15 protein-coding genes and 2 tRNA genes are annotated in these 15107 nt (G+C 66.2%); 4 read left to right on the plus strand and 13 right to left on the minus strand.

What is annotated here, in order from left to right; translation table 11 throughout:
- Window positions 1-8: 8 nt before the first annotated feature.
- Window positions 9-548, minus strand: a complete 540-nt coding sequence (locus ACFVU2_RS04560; RefSeq protein ID WP_387871567.1) for a peptidylprolyl isomerase — start codon at window positions 546-548, stop codon at window positions 9-11.
- A 124-nt stretch (window positions 549-672) separates the two neighbouring features.
- Between ACFVU2_RS04560 and ACFVU2_RS04565 the strand changes: the two genes are divergently transcribed.
- Complete coding sequence (locus ACFVU2_RS04565) at window positions 673-1227, plus strand: hypothetical protein (RefSeq protein WP_387871568.1); 555 nt, start codon at window positions 673-675, stop codon at window positions 1225-1227.
- An 89-nt stretch (window positions 1228-1316) separates the two neighbouring features.
- On the plus strand, window positions 1317-1517 hold the full coding sequence (locus ACFVU2_RS04570; protein ID WP_387871570.1) for a PspC domain-containing protein: 201 nt from the start codon (window positions 1317-1319) through the stop codon (window positions 1515-1517).
- A 6-nt stretch (window positions 1518-1523) separates the two neighbouring features.
- Here the strand turns inward: ACFVU2_RS04570 and ACFVU2_RS04575 are convergent, their stop codons facing one another.
- Complete coding sequence (locus ACFVU2_RS04575; RefSeq protein ID WP_387871572.1) at window positions 1524-1940, minus strand: NUDIX hydrolase; 417 nt, start codon at window positions 1938-1940, stop codon at window positions 1524-1526.
- 47 nt (window positions 1941-1987) lie between these two features.
- Between ACFVU2_RS04575 and ACFVU2_RS04580 the strand changes: the two genes are divergently transcribed.
- Entirely contained in the window at window positions 1988-2851 is an 864-nt protein-coding gene (locus tag ACFVU2_RS04580; protein ID WP_387871575.1) for an Fpg/Nei family DNA glycosylase, read from the plus strand.
- 15 nt (window positions 2852-2866) lie between these two features.
- Here ACFVU2_RS04580 and ACFVU2_RS04585 read toward each other — a convergent pair whose 3' ends face one another.
- Entirely contained in the window at window positions 2867-3298 is a 432-nt protein-coding gene (locus ACFVU2_RS04585) for a rhodanese-like domain-containing protein (RefSeq protein WP_387871577.1), read from the minus strand.
- A gap of 93 nt (window positions 3299-3391) precedes the next feature.
- On the opposite strand from ACFVU2_RS04585, the gene ACFVU2_RS04590 reads away from it, so the two are divergent.
- Window positions 3392-3856 carry an Lrp/AsnC family transcriptional regulator gene (locus tag ACFVU2_RS04590; RefSeq protein WP_387871580.1) on the plus strand — a complete coding sequence of 155 codons (465 nt, stop codon included), beginning with the start codon at window positions 3392-3394 and terminating at the stop codon, window positions 3854-3856.
- Window positions 3857-3859: 3 nt separating this feature from the next.
- Here ACFVU2_RS04590 and ACFVU2_RS04595 read toward each other — a convergent pair.
- The 10 genes from ACFVU2_RS04595 to dnaA all read right to left on the minus strand — a co-directional run bounded on the left by ACFVU2_RS04595 (window position 3860) and on the right by dnaA (window position 14806).
- A tRNA-Ala gene (locus tag ACFVU2_RS04595) sits at window positions 3860-3932 on the minus strand.
- Between the two features lie 11 nt (window positions 3933-3943).
- Window positions 3944-4020, minus strand: a tRNA-Ile gene (locus ACFVU2_RS04600).
- A 65-nt stretch (window positions 4021-4085) separates the two neighbouring features.
- Window positions 4086-4499, minus strand: coding sequence for a DUF3566 domain-containing protein (locus ACFVU2_RS04605; RefSeq protein WP_387871583.1), 414 nt, complete (start codon window positions 4497-4499; stop codon window positions 4086-4088).
- The gene (gyrA, locus tag ACFVU2_RS04610) at window positions 4489-7047 is read right to left on the minus strand and encodes a DNA gyrase subunit A (RefSeq protein WP_387871586.1); all 2559 of its coding nucleotides are present in this window, start codon (window positions 7045-7047) and stop codon (window positions 4489-4491) included. The genes ACFVU2_RS04605 and gyrA overlap by 11 nt, the downstream gene beginning before the upstream one ends.
- Window positions 7048-7090: 43 nt before the next feature.
- Entirely contained in the window at window positions 7091-9097 is a 2007-nt protein-coding gene (gene gyrB / locus ACFVU2_RS04615; RefSeq protein ID WP_387871589.1) for a DNA topoisomerase (ATP-hydrolyzing) subunit B, read from the minus strand.
- Between the two features lie 123 nt (window positions 9098-9220).
- The gene (locus ACFVU2_RS04620; protein WP_387871591.1) at window positions 9221-9715 is read right to left on the minus strand and encodes a DUF721 domain-containing protein; all 495 of its coding nucleotides are present in this window, start codon (window positions 9713-9715) and stop codon (window positions 9221-9223) included.
- On the minus strand, window positions 9708-10874 hold the full coding sequence (recF, locus tag ACFVU2_RS04625; protein WP_387871594.1) for a DNA replication/repair protein RecF: 1167 nt from the start codon (window positions 10872-10874) through the stop codon (window positions 9708-9710). The genes ACFVU2_RS04620 and recF overlap by 8 nt, the downstream gene beginning before the upstream one ends.
- Window positions 10875-10888: 14 nt before the next feature.
- The gene (gene gnd / locus ACFVU2_RS04630; RefSeq protein WP_387871597.1) at window positions 10889-11776 is read right to left on the minus strand and encodes a phosphogluconate dehydrogenase (NAD(+)-dependent, decarboxylating); all 888 of its coding nucleotides are present in this window, start codon (window positions 11774-11776) and stop codon (window positions 10889-10891) included.
- 35 nt (window positions 11777-11811) lie between these two features.
- Complete coding sequence (gene dnaN / locus ACFVU2_RS04635; protein WP_387871600.1) at window positions 11812-12957, minus strand: DNA polymerase III subunit beta; 1146 nt, start codon at window positions 12955-12957, stop codon at window positions 11812-11814.
- A 424-nt stretch (window positions 12958-13381) separates the two neighbouring features.
- Window positions 13382-14806: a chromosomal replication initiator protein DnaA gene (gene dnaA, locus ACFVU2_RS04640; RefSeq protein ID WP_387871603.1), complete on the minus strand. Its 1425-nt coding sequence runs from the start codon at window positions 14804-14806 to the stop codon at window positions 13382-13384.
- Window positions 14807-15107 lie beyond the last annotated feature (301 nt).

The raw sequence follows: 15107 nt of genomic DNA on the forward strand, positions 1-15107 counted from the left end.
GTCCGGTCTCAGACCTGCTCGATCTCGACCGACTCGATGACGACGTCGTCGAGCGGCCGATCGCGGGCGTCGGTCGGGACCTCGGCCAGCTTGTCGACGATCTTGCGGGACGCGTCGTCCGCGACCTCGCCGAAGATGGTGTGCTTGCCCTGCAGCCACGTGGTCGGGCCGACGGTGATGAAGAACTGCGACCCGTTGGTGCCGTGACCGCCCTGGATGCCGGCGTTCGCCATCGCGAGCATGTACGACTGGGTGAAGTCGAGCTCGGGGTTGATCTCGTCGTCGAACTGGTAGCCGGGGCCGCCGATGCCCTGACCGAGCGGGTCGCCGCCCTGGATCATGAAGCCCGGGATGATGCGGTGGAAGATCACGCCGTCGTAGAGAGGGGTGTTGGTCTTCTCGCCGGTCGCGGGGTGGGTCCATTCGGTCTCACCGGTCGCCAGGCCGACGAAGTTGCGTACCGTCTTCGGCGCGTGGTTGCCGTAGAGGTTGACCTTGATGTCTCCGTAGTTGGTGTGGAGCGTGGCGACAGCGGTGTGCTTAGACATGGCCCAATTCTTGCACAGGGGGTTAGCTGGTTATCGGCAGAGGACTTCACCTCTCGGTCCATCCCCAGCCCTTTCGGTGGCAAGATGGAGACGGTTCGCTATTCCGACGCAATGGAGGTCCAGAATGAGCCTGACACGGAAGCGCAAGAAGGAGCTCAAGCGACTGCGCAGCAGCGCGGAGGAGCTGTGGGGAAAGCAGCAGGAGGTGCTCGTCAACGCGAACGCCGTGGCTGCCGAAGCCCGCAAGCAGGCCGCCTACTACACCCGCGAGGAGATCGCACCGCGCGTCCGTGACGGCTATGACTCCTACGTCCGACCCGCCGCCCAGTCGGCCGCTCAGACCGCCGGCCATGTCGCCGGTGTCGCACGCGACCGCATCGTCGGCGACGTGATCCCGGCCGTGGGCTCCGCCGTCGGCACCGCCTTGTCGGTGGTCGACCACGCTCGTGCCGCCCGTGCGGCCGCGTTCAACGGCGACTTCACGAAGGCGCGCAACGAGCTCACCCGCAAGGTGAAGGTCGCCCCGCAGAAGTCCGGGCCGGGTGCCGGCACGATCATCGCGGTCGGCCTGGGTGTCATCGCAGCGGTCGGCGTGCTCTACGCGGTCTGGCAGACGTTCCGTGCCGACGACGAGCTGTGGGTCGCCGACGAGGAGCCCAGCGCACCCGCAGCAGAGTAGCGGGCTTCCCTCTGCTTCGGGGGAACCCCGGGGTGGATTGGGGGGTTTCCCCGATGGTCGCCGGCCACGTGCGCGGCGATGCTGGAGTCATGAACATTCTCCAGCGTCCACTCCGGGGTCGGATCTTCGGCGGTGTCTGCGCGGGACTCGCGCAGCGGTTCGGGCTCACGCCCACCACGGTCCGTGTGCTCTTCGTGCTGTCGTGCCTGCTGCCGGGCCCGCAGTTCATCGCCTACATCGCGATGTGGATCATCATCCCCAGCGAGCGCCGCGACGTCGTCACGGTGTGACGCGGTTCAGCGCAGGCCCGCCATCGCGAGCGCGACGTCGACGAGGTCGACCCGCCGGTTCGGGATGGCATCCAGCCGGAACCATGCCGCCTCGTCCGTCGATCCGTCCAGCTCGTTCGTGAGCTTGCCGCCCACGACCGACGCCCGGTAGATGATGCGGAGTGCATGCAACGGGCCGGAGTCCGGCGTGAAGCGCTGCTCCGCCGGAACCACTTTGGAATCGATGCCCAGGAGGTCGCCCGCCTCGGCCGTGTAGCCCGTCTCCTCCGCGATCTCCCGCACGACCGCGTCCACCGGGTCTTCGCCGGGGTCGATCCCGCCGCCGGGGAGCGTCCAGCCGGATCGGCCGCCCTCGTTCCAGTGGGCGAGCAGGATGCGGCCGTTGTCGACGATCACGCCGTATGCAGCGACCCTGATATCCATGCGGACACCCTACTGCCGTTGTCGGAGGACCAGGGCAGACTGGGGTGGTGCCCGAACTTCCGGAGGTCACAGCACTCGCCGCGGATCTGAACGCCCGGCTGGCCGGTCGTGTCATCGACCGGCTCTCCATCGCGGCGTTCGCCGCCCTCAAGACCTTCGACCCACCGGTCGACGCCCTCCGCGGCCTGACGATCGCCGGGGTGTCCCGTCACGGCAAGTTCCTCGACATCGCCGCAGGCGACCTCCATGTCGTGATCCATCTGGCCCGGGCCGGATGGATCCGCTGGCGCGACGGGCCGCCTCCGGCGCCCACCGGCCGCCCGGGCAAGGGTCCGCTGGCCGCACGGCTCGTCCTCGACGGCGGCAGCGGTCTGGACATCACCGAAGCCGGGACCAAGAAGAGTCTCTCGATCTCCGTAGTGCGCGCCCCCTCCGACGTCCCGGGTGTGGCACGACTCGGACCGGATCCGCTGGACGCCGCCTTCACGCGCGACGTCTTCGCCGGGATCCTCGCCCGGCAGGGGCGAGCGCAGATCAAGGGCGTCCTGCGCAACCAGTCCCTGATCGCCGGCATCGGAAACGCCTACTCCGACGAGATCCTCCACGTGGCGAAGATGTCGCCGTTCAAGCCGGCCGCGATGTCGGCGGACGAACTCGACCGGCTCTATGGCGCCGTCCAGTCCACGCTCCGCGATGCGCTCGCCCGGGCGGGCGGCCTGGCCGCCTCCGAGCTGAAGAGCGAGAAGAAGTCGGGCCTGCGCGTGCACGGCCGCACGGGCCAGGCGTGCCCCGTCTGCGGCGACACGATCCGCCAGGTGATCTTCGCCGACTCGACGCTGCAGTACTGCCCGACCTGCCAGACCGGCGGCAAGCCGCTGGCCGATCGTGTGCTCTCCCGCCTCCTCAAGTAGCCGGCTGGACCGTCCTCAGCACGCGCAGCTGACACCGTCCACCGGCGCGGTCAGTGGATCGGCGGCACGCGTGATCACGCCGTGGTCGTCCTCGACCGGCAGACCTTCGCGCGCCCAGTACTCGAAGCCGCCGATCATCTCGCGCACGTCGTACCCCAGGAGGCTGAACGCCAGCGCGGCCTTCGTCGATCCGTTGCATCCCGGGCCCCAGCAGTAGACGACGACCGGCGTCCCGGCGGGAACGACCGTCGCCGCGCGCTCGGCGATCTGCGCCGTCGGCAGGTGCACAGCGCCCGACGCGCGGCCCTGGCGCCAGGCCGCCTCCCCGCGGCTGTCGACCAGCACGAAGCCGTCGCCGGCCTGCTGCGCCGCACGGACGTCCGACGGGTCCGTCTCGAAACGGAGCTTGGCGGCGAAGTGTCGAGAGGAATCGGTGGCTGCTGTCATGCACCCCAGATTACGAAAGCGGATGGGCGATCTGAACGGATCATCCACGGCATACAGAGGCCTGGGCCGTGATTCTCGTGGAAGAATCGCCGCATGCCCGCGAATCCCCCATTCATCGCTGATTCCGTCGATCGCGCCCTGCTCGCCGAGCTCCAGCGGGACGGCCGTCTATCGATCGCCGAGCTCGCCCGAACGGTGCACATGTCCGGGAGCGCAGTGACCGAACGGGTGCGCCGGCTCGAGGAGGCGGGGGTCATCGGCGGATACCGGGCGCTCGTCGACCCGGAGCGGCTCGGCTACGGGATTCTCGCGTTCCTGCGGCTCCGCTACCCGAGCAGCGTGTACGGGCCTCTCCACGAGCTCCTCGCGGAGACGCCGGAGGTCGTGGAGGCGCACCATGTCACGGGCGACGACTGCTTCATCCTGAAAGTGGTCGCGACATCGATGCGGCACCTGGAGCAGGTCAGCGGCAAAGTCGGGACCCTCGGAAGCGTGACGACGAGCGTGTCGTACTCGAGTCCGTTCCCGACGCGGGCGATCGTCCCGCCGAGTGAGTGAGTGTGGAGCCTAGGAGATTCGAACTCCTGACATCCTGCTTGCAAAGCAGGCGCTCTACCAACTGAGCTAAGGCCCCGGGAGGGTGAATGGTGGGGATACGAGGACTTGAACCTCGGACCTCTTCGTTATCAGCGAAGCGCTCTAACCGCCTGAGCTATATCCCCGAATGGGCAACAGATTAGAGGGTACCTGATCTGTCACCGCAAACGAAATCGAGAGAACCCGATCGTCAGTTGTTGGTGAAGCCGACGAGCAGGCCGCCGGTGATCTTCACGGAAAGGTTGTAGAGGAGCGCGAAGACCGCGCCGAGAGCGGTGACCACGACGATGTCGAGGACGGCCACCACGAGCGAGAAGCCCATCACCTGGCCGAGGCCGAGCACGGCGCGCAGGTCGCCGCCGCCCGCTCCGGAGATGTCCTTGACCAGGCTGTTGACCTGGTCGAAGATCCCCGTGCGGTCCAGCACGGTCCAGATCAGGAAAGTCCCGACGATCGCGATGATCGCGAGGCAGATGCCGGCGAGGAACGAGAGCTTCACGGTCGACCAGAAGTCGATGTACACCAGCTTGAGCCGCACCTGCTTGGAGGATGCGGGCCGGCGTGACGACTTCTTGGCCAGTTTCTCGGCGACGCTACTGCTCATCTACGGTCTCTTCCTTCCCGACGGCCTCCGATTCTGACCCATCAGTCTGGTCATCCGCTGGATCCTGCGAATCGAGGTTGCGTTCGGTGTTCTTTGCCAGAGCGATGATCTTGTCGGTCTCGGCGAAACGTGCAAAGACGACACCCATGGTGTCGCGGCCCTTGGCAGGTACCTCGGCCACGGCAGAGCGTACCACCTTGCCGCTGGCAAGAACCACCAAGACCTCGTCGTCCTCGTCGACGATCAGAGCGCCAACGAGGTCCCCTCGATCGTCGCTCAACTTGGCCACCTTGATGCCCAGGCCGCCGCGGTTCTGCAGGCGGTACTGATCGGCGGAGGTGCGCTTCGCGTAGCCGCCCTCGGTGACGACGAAGACGTAGCCCTCGTCCGAGACGACCGACGCGTCGAGCAGGCTGTCCTCGCCGCGGAAGTGCATCCCGATGACGCCCGACGTCGAGCGGCCCATCGGGCGCAGCGCGTCGTCGGAGGCCGTGAAGCGGATGGACATGCCCTTGCGCGAGACGAGCAGCAGGTCGGAGTCCTCCTCCACCAGCAGCGCCGAGACGAGCTCGTCCTCGTCGCGGAGCTTGATCGCGATGATCCCGCCGGAGCGGTTGGTGTCGTATTCGCTCAGCGCGGTCTTCTTGATCAGACCGTCGCGGGTCGCGAGCACCAGGTACTTCGCGGCCTCGTAGTCGCGGATGTCCAGGATCTCCGCGATCTCCTCGTCCGGCTGCATCGCGAGCAGGTTGGCGACGTGCTGGCCCTTGGCGTCGCGGCCGGCCTCCTGCACCTCGTACGCCTTGGCGCGGTAAACGCGGCCCTTGTTCGTGAAGAAGAGGAGCCAGTGGTGGGTGGTCGTGACGAAGAAGTGGTCGACGACGTCCTCGCCGCGCAGCTGTGCGCCCTTGACTCCCTTGCCGCCGCGGTGCTGCTGGCGGTAGTTGTCGCTGCGGGTGCGCTTGATGTAGCCGCCGCGGGTGACGGTGACCACCATCTCCTCTTCGGGGATGAGGTCTTCGACGCTCATGTCGCCATCGAAGCCGAACATGACCTCGGTCCGGCGGTCGTCGCCGAAGCGGTCCACGATCTCGGTGAGCTCTTCGCTGACGATCGTGCGCTGGCGCGTCGGGTCCGCGAGGATCGCCTTGAGCTCGGCGATGTCGAGCTCGATCTGGTCGTGCTCCTCGATGATCTTCTGACGCTCGAGTGCGGCGAGGCGCCGCAGCTGCATGGTCAGGATGGCGTCCGCCTGGATGTCGTCGACATCCAGGAGGTCCTTCAGCCCTTCACGCGCGTCGTCCACGGTGGGCGACCGGCGGATGAGCGCGATGACCTCGTCGAGCGCGTCGAGCGCCTTGAGGTAGCCGCGCAGGATGTGCGCCCGCTCCTCCTTCTTGCGCAGGCGGAACGTCGTGCGCCGCACGATGACCTCGATCTGGTGATCGACCCAGGCCGTGATGAAGCCGTCGAGCGCCAGCGTGCGCGGGACCTTGTCCACGATCGCGAGCATGTTCGCGCCGAAGTTCTCCTGCAGCTGCGTGTGCTTGTACAGGTTGTTGAGCACGACCTTCGCGACCGCGTCGCGCTTGAGCACGATCACGAGTCGCTGACCGGTGCGGCCGGAAGTCTCGTCGCGGATGTCCGCGATGCCGCCGACCCGGCCGTCCTTCACCAGCTCGGCGATCTTGATGGCGAGGTTGTCCGGGTTGACCTGGTACGGCAGCTCGGTGACGACCAGGCACACGCGACCCTGGATCTCCTCGATGCTCACCACGGCGCGCATCGTGATCGAGCCGCGGCCCGTGCGGTACGTGTCCTGGATGCCCTTGACGCCCAGGATCTGCGCACCGGTCGGGAAGTCCGGGCCCTTGATCCGCTTGATCAGCTCTTCGAGCAGCTCCTCGCGGGAGGCGTCGGGGTTGGCGAGGTGCCACAGCGCGCCGTCGGCCACCTCGCGGAGGTTGTGCGGCGGGATGTTCGTGGCCATGCCGACCGCGATGCCGACGGAACCGTTGACCAGCAGGTTCGGGAACCGGCTCGGGAGCACGGCCGGCTCCTGCGTGCGGCCGTCGTAGTTGTCCTGGAAGTCGACGGTCTCCTCGTCGATGTCGCGGACCATCTCGAGCGCGAGCGGCGCCATCTTCGTCTCGGTGTACCGGGGTGCGGCCGCGCCGTCGTTGCCCGGCGAGCCGAAGTTGCCCTGGCCGAGCGCGAGCGGGTAGCGGAGGCTCCACGGCTGCACGAGGCGCACGAGGGCGTCGTAGATGGCCGTGTCGCCGTGCGGGTGGAACTGACCCATCACGTCGCCGACAACGCGGGCGCACTTCGAGAACGCCTTGTCGGGACGGTAGCCGCCGTCGAACATGGCGTAGATCACACGGCGGTGCACGGGCTTCAGGCCGTCGCGGACCTCCGGCAGTGCGCGGCCCACGATGACGCTCATCGCGTAGTCGAGGTACGACCGCTGCATCTCGGACTGGAGGTCGACCTGGTCGATCTTGCCGTGGACGCCGAAGGCGGCGCCGGCGTTCTCTTCGTCGGTCACGATGTTGTCTCCCGAGGTTCCGGTCTCTTCGGATCCGGAGTTGTCAGATGTCAAGGAACCGCACGTCCTTCGCGTTCTTCTGGATGAACGAGCGGCGCGACTCCACGTCTTCGCCCATCAGCGTGGCGAAGATCTCGTCGGCGGCCGCCGCGTCGTCGAGCGTCACCTGGAGCAGCGTGCGCGTCTCCGGGTTCATGGTGGTCTCCCACAGCTCCTTGTAGTCCATCTCGCCCAGACCCTTGTAGCGCTGCACGCCGTTGTCCTTCGGGATCCGCTTGCCGGCCGCGAGGCCGTCGGTGAGAAACGCGTCGCGCTCCCGGTCCGAGTAGACGTACTCGTGCTCGGCGTTCGACCACTTGAGACGGTAGAGCGGCGGCTGCGCGAGGTACACGTAGCCGAGCTCGATGAGCGGGCGCATGTACCGGAACAGCAGCGTGAGCAGCAGCGTGGTGATGTGTTGGCCGTCGACGTCGGCGTCGGCCATGAGCACGATCTTGTGGTACCGGGCCTTCTCCGGGTTGAAGTCCTCACCGATGCCGGCGCCGAACGCCGTGATCATCGCCTGCACTTCGTTGTTCGCGAGCGCGCGGTCGAGGCGGGCCTTCTCCACGTTCAGGATCTTGCCTCGCAGGGGCAGGATCGCCTGCGTCTCGGGATTGCGGCCCTGGACGGCGGATCCGCCGGCCGAGTCACCCTCGACGATGAAGATCTCGGAGAGCGTCGGGTCCTTCGACTGGCAGTCCTTGAGCTTGCCGGGCATCCCGCCGCTCTCGAGCAGACCCTTGCGGCGCGCGGTCTCGCGGGCCTTCCGGGCGGCGATACGGGCGGTCGCGGCCTGGAGCGCCTTGCGGATGATCTCCTTGGCCTGGTTCGGGTTGCGATCGAACCAGTCGGCGAGCTGATCGCCGACGACCTTCTGCACGAACGCCTTCGCCTCGGTGTTGCCGAGCTTGGTCTTGGTCTGGCCCTCGAACTGCGGCTCGGACAGCTTGACCGAGATGACGGCGGTGAGGCCCTCGCGCACATCGTCGCCGGAGAGGTTGTCGTCCTTCTCCTTGAGGATGTTCTTCTCGCGGGCGTACTTGTTGACCAGAGTGGTCAGTGCCGCACGGAAACCCTCTTCGTGGGTTCCACCCTCGTGGGTGTTGATCGTGTTGGCGTAGGTGAAGACGCTCTCGTTGTAGCTGGTGGTCCACTGCATGGCCACCTCGAGGGCGATCTTGCGCTCGGTGTCCTCCGACTCGAAGGAGATGATCTCGTCGTGGACGACCTCGGCCTTCTTGGCCGAGTTGAGGTAGTGCACGTAGTCGGTCAGACCCTGCTCGTAGAGGAACACCTCGCTGCGCGGCGTGAACTCCTCGTCGACCTCGCCCTCCACCGGCTCGATCTCGCCGATGTCGGTCCGCTCGTCCGTGATCGCGATGCGCAGACCCTTGTTGAGGAAGGCCATCTGCTGGAAGCGCGTGCGAAGCGTGTCGTAGTCGAAGATGGTGGTCTCGAAGGTCTCGGGGCTCGGCCAGAAGGTGATGGTCGTTCCGGTCCGCTCCGACGCCTCGCCCTGCTCCAGCGGAGCCTCGGGCACGCCGTTGCGGTAGCTCTGGCGCCAGACGGAGCCCTGGCGGTAGACCTCGACGTCCAGCCGCGACGAGAGCGCGTTCACCACCGAGCTGCCGACGCCGTGCAGACCGCCGGACACCGCGTATCCGCCGCCGCCGAACTTTCCTCCGGCGTGCAGGATCGTCAGCACGACCTCCACGGTCGACTTCTTCTGCACGGGGTGCTCGTCCACGGGGATGCCACGACCGTTGTCGATGACGCGCACGGCGCCGTCGGCCAGGATGGTGACCTCGATGTTGTCCGCGTGCCCCGCGAGCGCCTCGTCGACCGAGTTGTCGACGATCTCGTAGACCAGGTGGTGCAGACCTCGCGGACCGGTGGAGCCGATGTACATCCCGGGTCGTTTGCGGACGGCTTCGAGACCCTCGAGGACCTGGATCTCATTCGCGCCGTAGTCGTGTTCCGCCTCGGCCCCGTTCGGTTCCATCGTCATATGAAATTAGGCTCCTGACCGCACTCAACAGTGACTCCTCAGTCTACCAAGGGCGGAGTGGAGAAATGGCGGAAAATGCCCTTCTGACGCGTTTTCTTCGCTCGGGTTACCTCTTTTGTGCACTCAACCGTAAGTATCGCGTGGGCCACGCCCTGGAATCGACCTGGGACCGCGTTTCCAGGTGGGGGCGTCCGGCCCTTGAAAGCGGATCGATTGGATGTCCGCTTCGGGGAACCTCTCGCCGATGCGTGCGAGGAGCTCGGATCGCATCATCCGCAACTGCGTCGCCCAGGCCGTCGACTCGCATCGCACGACCAGGACCCCGTCCGTTATCGCGTCGGGGATCGCATGCTTGGCCGTCTCGTCGCCGGCCAGTTCGCGCCATCCTTCGAGCAGATCCGACTGCGCGAGAGCCGAGGTCCAGCCTAGCTGCGCCGCGAGCGCGTCGACCACGTCGCCGAGCCCGCGCGGATCGCGTCCGGCGCTGAACGGCTTGCTTCCGCCGACCTCGTCGGGGCGGACCTTCGTACGCCGCCCGCGGGAGGAGGTCCCCGTGAAGAGCTCCTTCATCCGGAGATAGACGAGGCTCGCCTCGCTCGGTCCGGTGCGCTCAGGCATCCGTGGCCTCCACCACCGCCCCGGCCTCGATCCGGACCGTGTGGGCGGCGAGCTCCGGCGGGACGTCGTCGTAGACGGCGGCCGTGATGAGCACCTGCTCGTAACCAGCTACGGCGGTTGCAAGCATGCGTCGCCGCGTCTGGTCGAGTTCTGCGAAGACGTCGTCGAGGATGAGCACCGGATCGCCCGTGCTGGACTCGCGCCGGAGGAGCTCCGCGGCCGCGAGTTTGAGCGCGAGCGCGAACGACCACGACTCGCCGTGGCTGGCGTAGCCCTTGGCGGGGAGTCCGTTGAGCTCGAAGAGCAGGTCGTCGCGATGCGGGCCGACCAGCGTCAGACCCCGCTCGAGCTCCTTCGGCCGCACGGCTGCGAGACCCGCACGGAAGACGCCGGCCGTATCGACACCGGACGAGTCGGTTACCGGCTCGGAGTCGTCGTCTTCGTCGTCCTCGACATGAGCACCGCGGATCGTCAGCTGCGGCAGCAGCCGGGGATGGTGGTCGTCGCCCGCAACGGAACGATAGGCCGTGACCAACGGATCGCTGAGGCGCGCGACGAGGTCGAGCCGAGCATCGATCAACTCCGAACCGAGTGCGACGAGCCTGTCGTCCCAGATGTCGAGTGTCCCGAGCTGATCCGCCTTGATCCGCGAGGCGCGCGCCGACTTCAGCAGGGTGTTCCGCTGTTTGAGCACGCGCTCGTAGTCGGCGATCACCGCGGCGTATCGGGGATTGCGCTGAACCAGGAGCTGATCGAGGAAGCGCCGGCGGATCCCGGGTTCACCGCGGATGAGGGCGAGGTCTTCCGGAGCGAAGAGCACGCTCGAGAAGTAGCGGGGCAGTTCGCGCGGCTTGATGGCGCCCCGATTGACCTGTGCCCGGTTCGGAGCGCCTCTGTTGAGCTGCACCTCCACGAGGAGCTCGCGCTCTTCGTGCTGGATGCGGGAGCGGACGATCGCCGATTCCGCTCCCTTGCGGATCATGGCCTGGTCGCTCGACACCCGATGCGACCCGAGGGTGCTCAGGTAGCCGAGCGACTCGACCAGATTCGTCTTTCCCTGGCCGTTGCGGCCGACGAAGAGATTCGCGCCGGCCGCGAACGGCACCTCCGCAGTGCGGTAGTTGCGGAAGTCGGTCAGGGAGAGATGTGTAACTCGCACAGAGGGTTAGCTCGTCAGTCGACGGCCTTCACCGCGTGGCCGCCGAACTGGTTGCGCAGCGCGGCGACGGCCTTCATGGCAGGCGAGTCCTCCTGGCGGGAGACGAAGCGGGCGAAGATCGACGCGCTGATCGTCGGCACGGGGACGGCGTTGTTGAGCGCCTCCTCGACCGTCCAGCGACCCTCGCCGGAGTCCTGCACGAAGCCCTCGATGTGCTCGAACTCGGGGTCCTGCTCGAGCGCGCGGACCAGCAGGTCGAGCAGCCAGGAGCGCACGACCGTGCCGCGCTGCCATGCCTTGAACGTGCCGGTGACGTCGTGGATGATGTCCTTGCGCGTGTCCAGCAGCTCGTAGCCCTCGGCGTATGCCTGCATCAGCGCGTACTCGATGCCGTTGTGCACCATCTTCGCGTAGTGTCCCGCGCCGACGTCGCCGACGTGGACGAAGCCCTCTTCGCGCGGTCCCTCGGGCCGGAGCGCGTCGAAGACGGGCATGACGCGCTCGACCTGCTCCTTGCTGCCGCCGACCATGAGGCCGTAGCCGTTCTCGAGACCCCAGATGCCGCCGGAGACGCCGGCGTCCATGAAGTCGATGCCCTTCGGTGCAAGCAGCTCGGCGTGCGTGAAGTCTTCGGTGAAGCGCGAGTTGCCGCCGTCGATGACGAGGTCGCCCTTCTCCAGCAGCGGCTCCAGGTCACGGATGACGGAGTCGGTGATCTCGCCGGCCGGCACCATGACCCAGACCGTGCGCGGCGCGGGGAGCGCGGCGACCAGGTCGGCGAGGGTGGCGACATCCGACACCTCGGGGTTGGTGTCGTAGCCGGTGACCTCGATGTCGTTCTTCTCGAGACGGGCACGCATGTTGTTGCCCATGCGTCCGAGACCGATGAGGCCGATGTGCATGATTGTCCTTCTTCTCTCGTGGAGTGGGACCGTTCCTAGCGCAGGAGCAGGTTGGGCTGCAGCAGGTACTTGTAGGAGTCCGAGCCCGCCTGGTCCTTGGAGGTCTGGCTCGTGATGAGCACAGGTCCCGGTTTGTTGGGGTTCTCGGTCTTGGTGAAGGAGATGCGCACGAATTCGGAGTGCACTGCACCGAGACCATCGAGCAGGAACTGCGGCTTCAACGAAACCACGGTCTCCTGGCCTGTGAGGAGAGCGTCGATGCTCTCGGATGCTTGAGCCTGCTCGGAGCCGATCGCTTCCAGCGTCAGTCCGTCGGCGGTGAAGGTGTAGCGGAGTGCTGCTTCGCGCTCCAGGACGAGCGCGACGCGACGGGTAGCCTCGATGAGCTCGGCGGTGTTCAGCACCGCGTAGTTGTCGACCTGCTCGGGGAAGAGCCGGCGCACGGGCGGGAAGTTGCCCTTGATCAGGAGGGAGGTCACGGTCTTCTTGTCGGCGGTGAAGGCGATGAGCTCGCGATCGTCCCGGCTGGTGATGGCCACGGAGACCGTGCCGCTGTGACCGAAAGTCTTGCCGATCTCGGTCAGGGTGCGGGCGGGGACCAGCGCCGTGTGCGTCTCGCCCGAGGTGGTGCCGTTGTCCCAGTCGATCTGGCGGATGGCGACGCGGTACCGATCGGTGGCCACGAGTCCGAGCGTGTTGTCGCCGACCTCGAGTTGCACTCCCGTGATCACGGGGGTGACGTCGTCGCGGGAGGCGGCGACGCCGACCTGGGCGACGGCTTCGGCGAACTCCTCCGCCGGGACGAGCCCCGCTTCGGCGTCCACCTGGGGGATGCTCGGGTATTCCTCGACGGGCATGGAGAGCAGCGTGAAGTTCGCGGATCCGGCGCGAACACTGATCTTGGACTCGTCCGTCGAGAACTGCACCGGGGCGTTGGGCAGCTTGGCGGCGATCTCCGCCAGGAGCCGGCCGGAGACGAGGACGCGACCGGGTTCTTCGACCTCCGCCGGGATCTGGGTCTGGGCCGAGACCTCGTAGTCGAACGACGACAACTGCAGGCCGGTGTCCGTCGTCTCGATGAGAACGCCGCTGAGGATGGGCAGTGTCGTCCGCTGCGGGAGGAGCTTCACTGCGAAGGAGACGGCCTCGCTGAAGACATCCCGGTTTGCTTGGAACTTCACGAAGACACCCCTGCCAGCTGACGGATACGGATCGAAAGAATCCTAGCGCTTGCCCTCTGGGCACGAAGTTGTCATTCGATCGAGCGCTTGAGGTTGTCGGCCGCCCTTAACTGAGAAGAGTTAATGATTAATCGTGTTAACCGCTGTGGAAACTGTGGATAACTCTGTTGAGGGCAGGAAATCACAGGGAACTACAGCCATGGGACATGTTGATGACCTGAGGAATCCGCGTGTTGACAAGCATCGCGGCTGGAGGCGTCGGGAGGCCCTTTTCACAGGCTGCGGTCGTTCGTCCCCATTAAACGAAGGAGTTTCCGGAACTTCTCCACAAGTTATCCACACGTGTTAATAACGATCTCTCCCCACGCTGGGGATGAAATTGTGGATAACTGATCCGAGAACGACGGCGTGGCGCCCCCGACGGCTACTTGCCGTAGCGGTGGTTCTGCTTGATCCGGCTGGTCAGCTCGGTGACCTGGTTGTAGATCGAGCGACGCTCCTTCATGAGCTCGCTGATCTTCTTGTTCGCGTACATCACGGTGGTGTGGTCGCGGCCGCCGAACAGCTGGCCGATCTTCGGCAGGGAGAGGTTCGTCAGCTCGCGGCACAGGTACATCGCGATCTGCCGGGCGGTGGCGACGGCCTGGGACCGGCTCGAGCCGTAGAGGTCGTCGACGCTGAGCTTGAAGTACTCCGCGGTGTTGGTGATGATGTCCGTCGGCGCGATCACGTTGTCGTCGTCGAGCGTGATCAGATCCTTCAGCACGGTCTGGACGAGGGGCATGTCGACAGGGGTCCGGTTGAGGCTCGCGAACGCGGTGACGCGGATGAGCGTCCCCTCCAGCTCACGGATGTTGCTCGAGACCTTCGACGCCATGAACTCGAGGATGTCGTCGGGCACCTGGATCTTCTCGCTCTGCGCCTTCTTGCGCAGGATGGCGATGCGGGTCTCGAGGTCGGGCACCTGGACGTCGGTGATGAGCCCCCACTCGAAGCGCGAGCGCATGCGGTCCTCGAAGCCGGTCAGATGCTTCGGCGGCAGATCGCTGGTGATGACCACCTGCTTGTTGTGGTCGTGGAGCGTGTTGAACGTGTGGAAGAAGGCTTCCTGCGTCTCGACCGCCCGCTGGAGGAACTGGATGTCGTCGATGAGCAGGATGTCGATGTTGCGGTACCGGGCCTGGAACGAGGATCCGCGGTTGTTGGCGATCGAGTTGATGAAGTCGTTGGTGAACTCTTCGCTCGACACGTACCGGACCCGGATCCCGGGATAGAGGCTCATCGCGTAGTGGCCGATGGCGTGGAGCAGGTGGGTCTTGCCCAGACCCGAGTCGCCGTAGATGAAGAGCGGGTTGTAGGCCTTGGCGGGCGCCTCGGCCACGGCGACCGCGGCCGCGTGGGCGAAACGGTTGGACTGGCCGATGACGAAGTTGTCGAAGCTGTACTTGGAGTTCAGCCGGGTGTCGCCGTTGCGCGGAGGCGCCGTGATCTCGGTGGGCGGCGACACCATCGGCGACGCGGTGTCCAGGTACGGAGCCGGTTCGGGCTCGGCCGGCCCGGCCATCGTCTCCTGCTGGATCTCGGGATTGACGACGATCGCGAAGGTGTTGACCTCCAGTGCCGCGTCGAGGGCGCCGATGGCGCTGAGGAGGGGGACGCGGCTGCGCTGCTCGATCATCCCGCGCGTGAACTCGTTGGGGACCTCCAGATAGAAGGTCCCTGCCATGATGCCCTTGGGCTCGACCAGGCTGAGGAATCCGTAGAGCTGCGGCGTGATGCGGTCGTCCGTCTCCAGCTTCCCCAGCACGGATCTCCATGCCGTGGAAATGGACTCTTCGCCGCCTGCCATCGTTCCCCGTCTTCGCTTTCGTCTGGATGCCGTCGCCCGACGGAGACGAGTCGTCCCCCGGAGGGCTCGAGTCAGGCGAGCGGCACGAGGGCCGCCGGTGGGTATTCACAGGGTTATCCACCGCTGTGTTTGCAATACCGTAGTGATCCTCGGCCTTTTTGGGACAGACTGGGGATAACTTTCGCCCTCACGCTAACTTGTCCACAGGATGTGGATCAAATTCGACTGACGGAATACGTCCACGACACACGGCGCGTCGTCTCGATCGATGCTGCTAATCCCGTGCATAATCAGTGGATTT

It is taken from the genome of Leifsonia sp. NPDC058194 (genome assembly GCF_042883605.1).
In the GTDB taxonomy this organism is placed as follows: domain Bacteria; phylum Actinomycetota; class Actinomycetes; order Actinomycetales; family Microbacteriaceae; genus Leifsonia.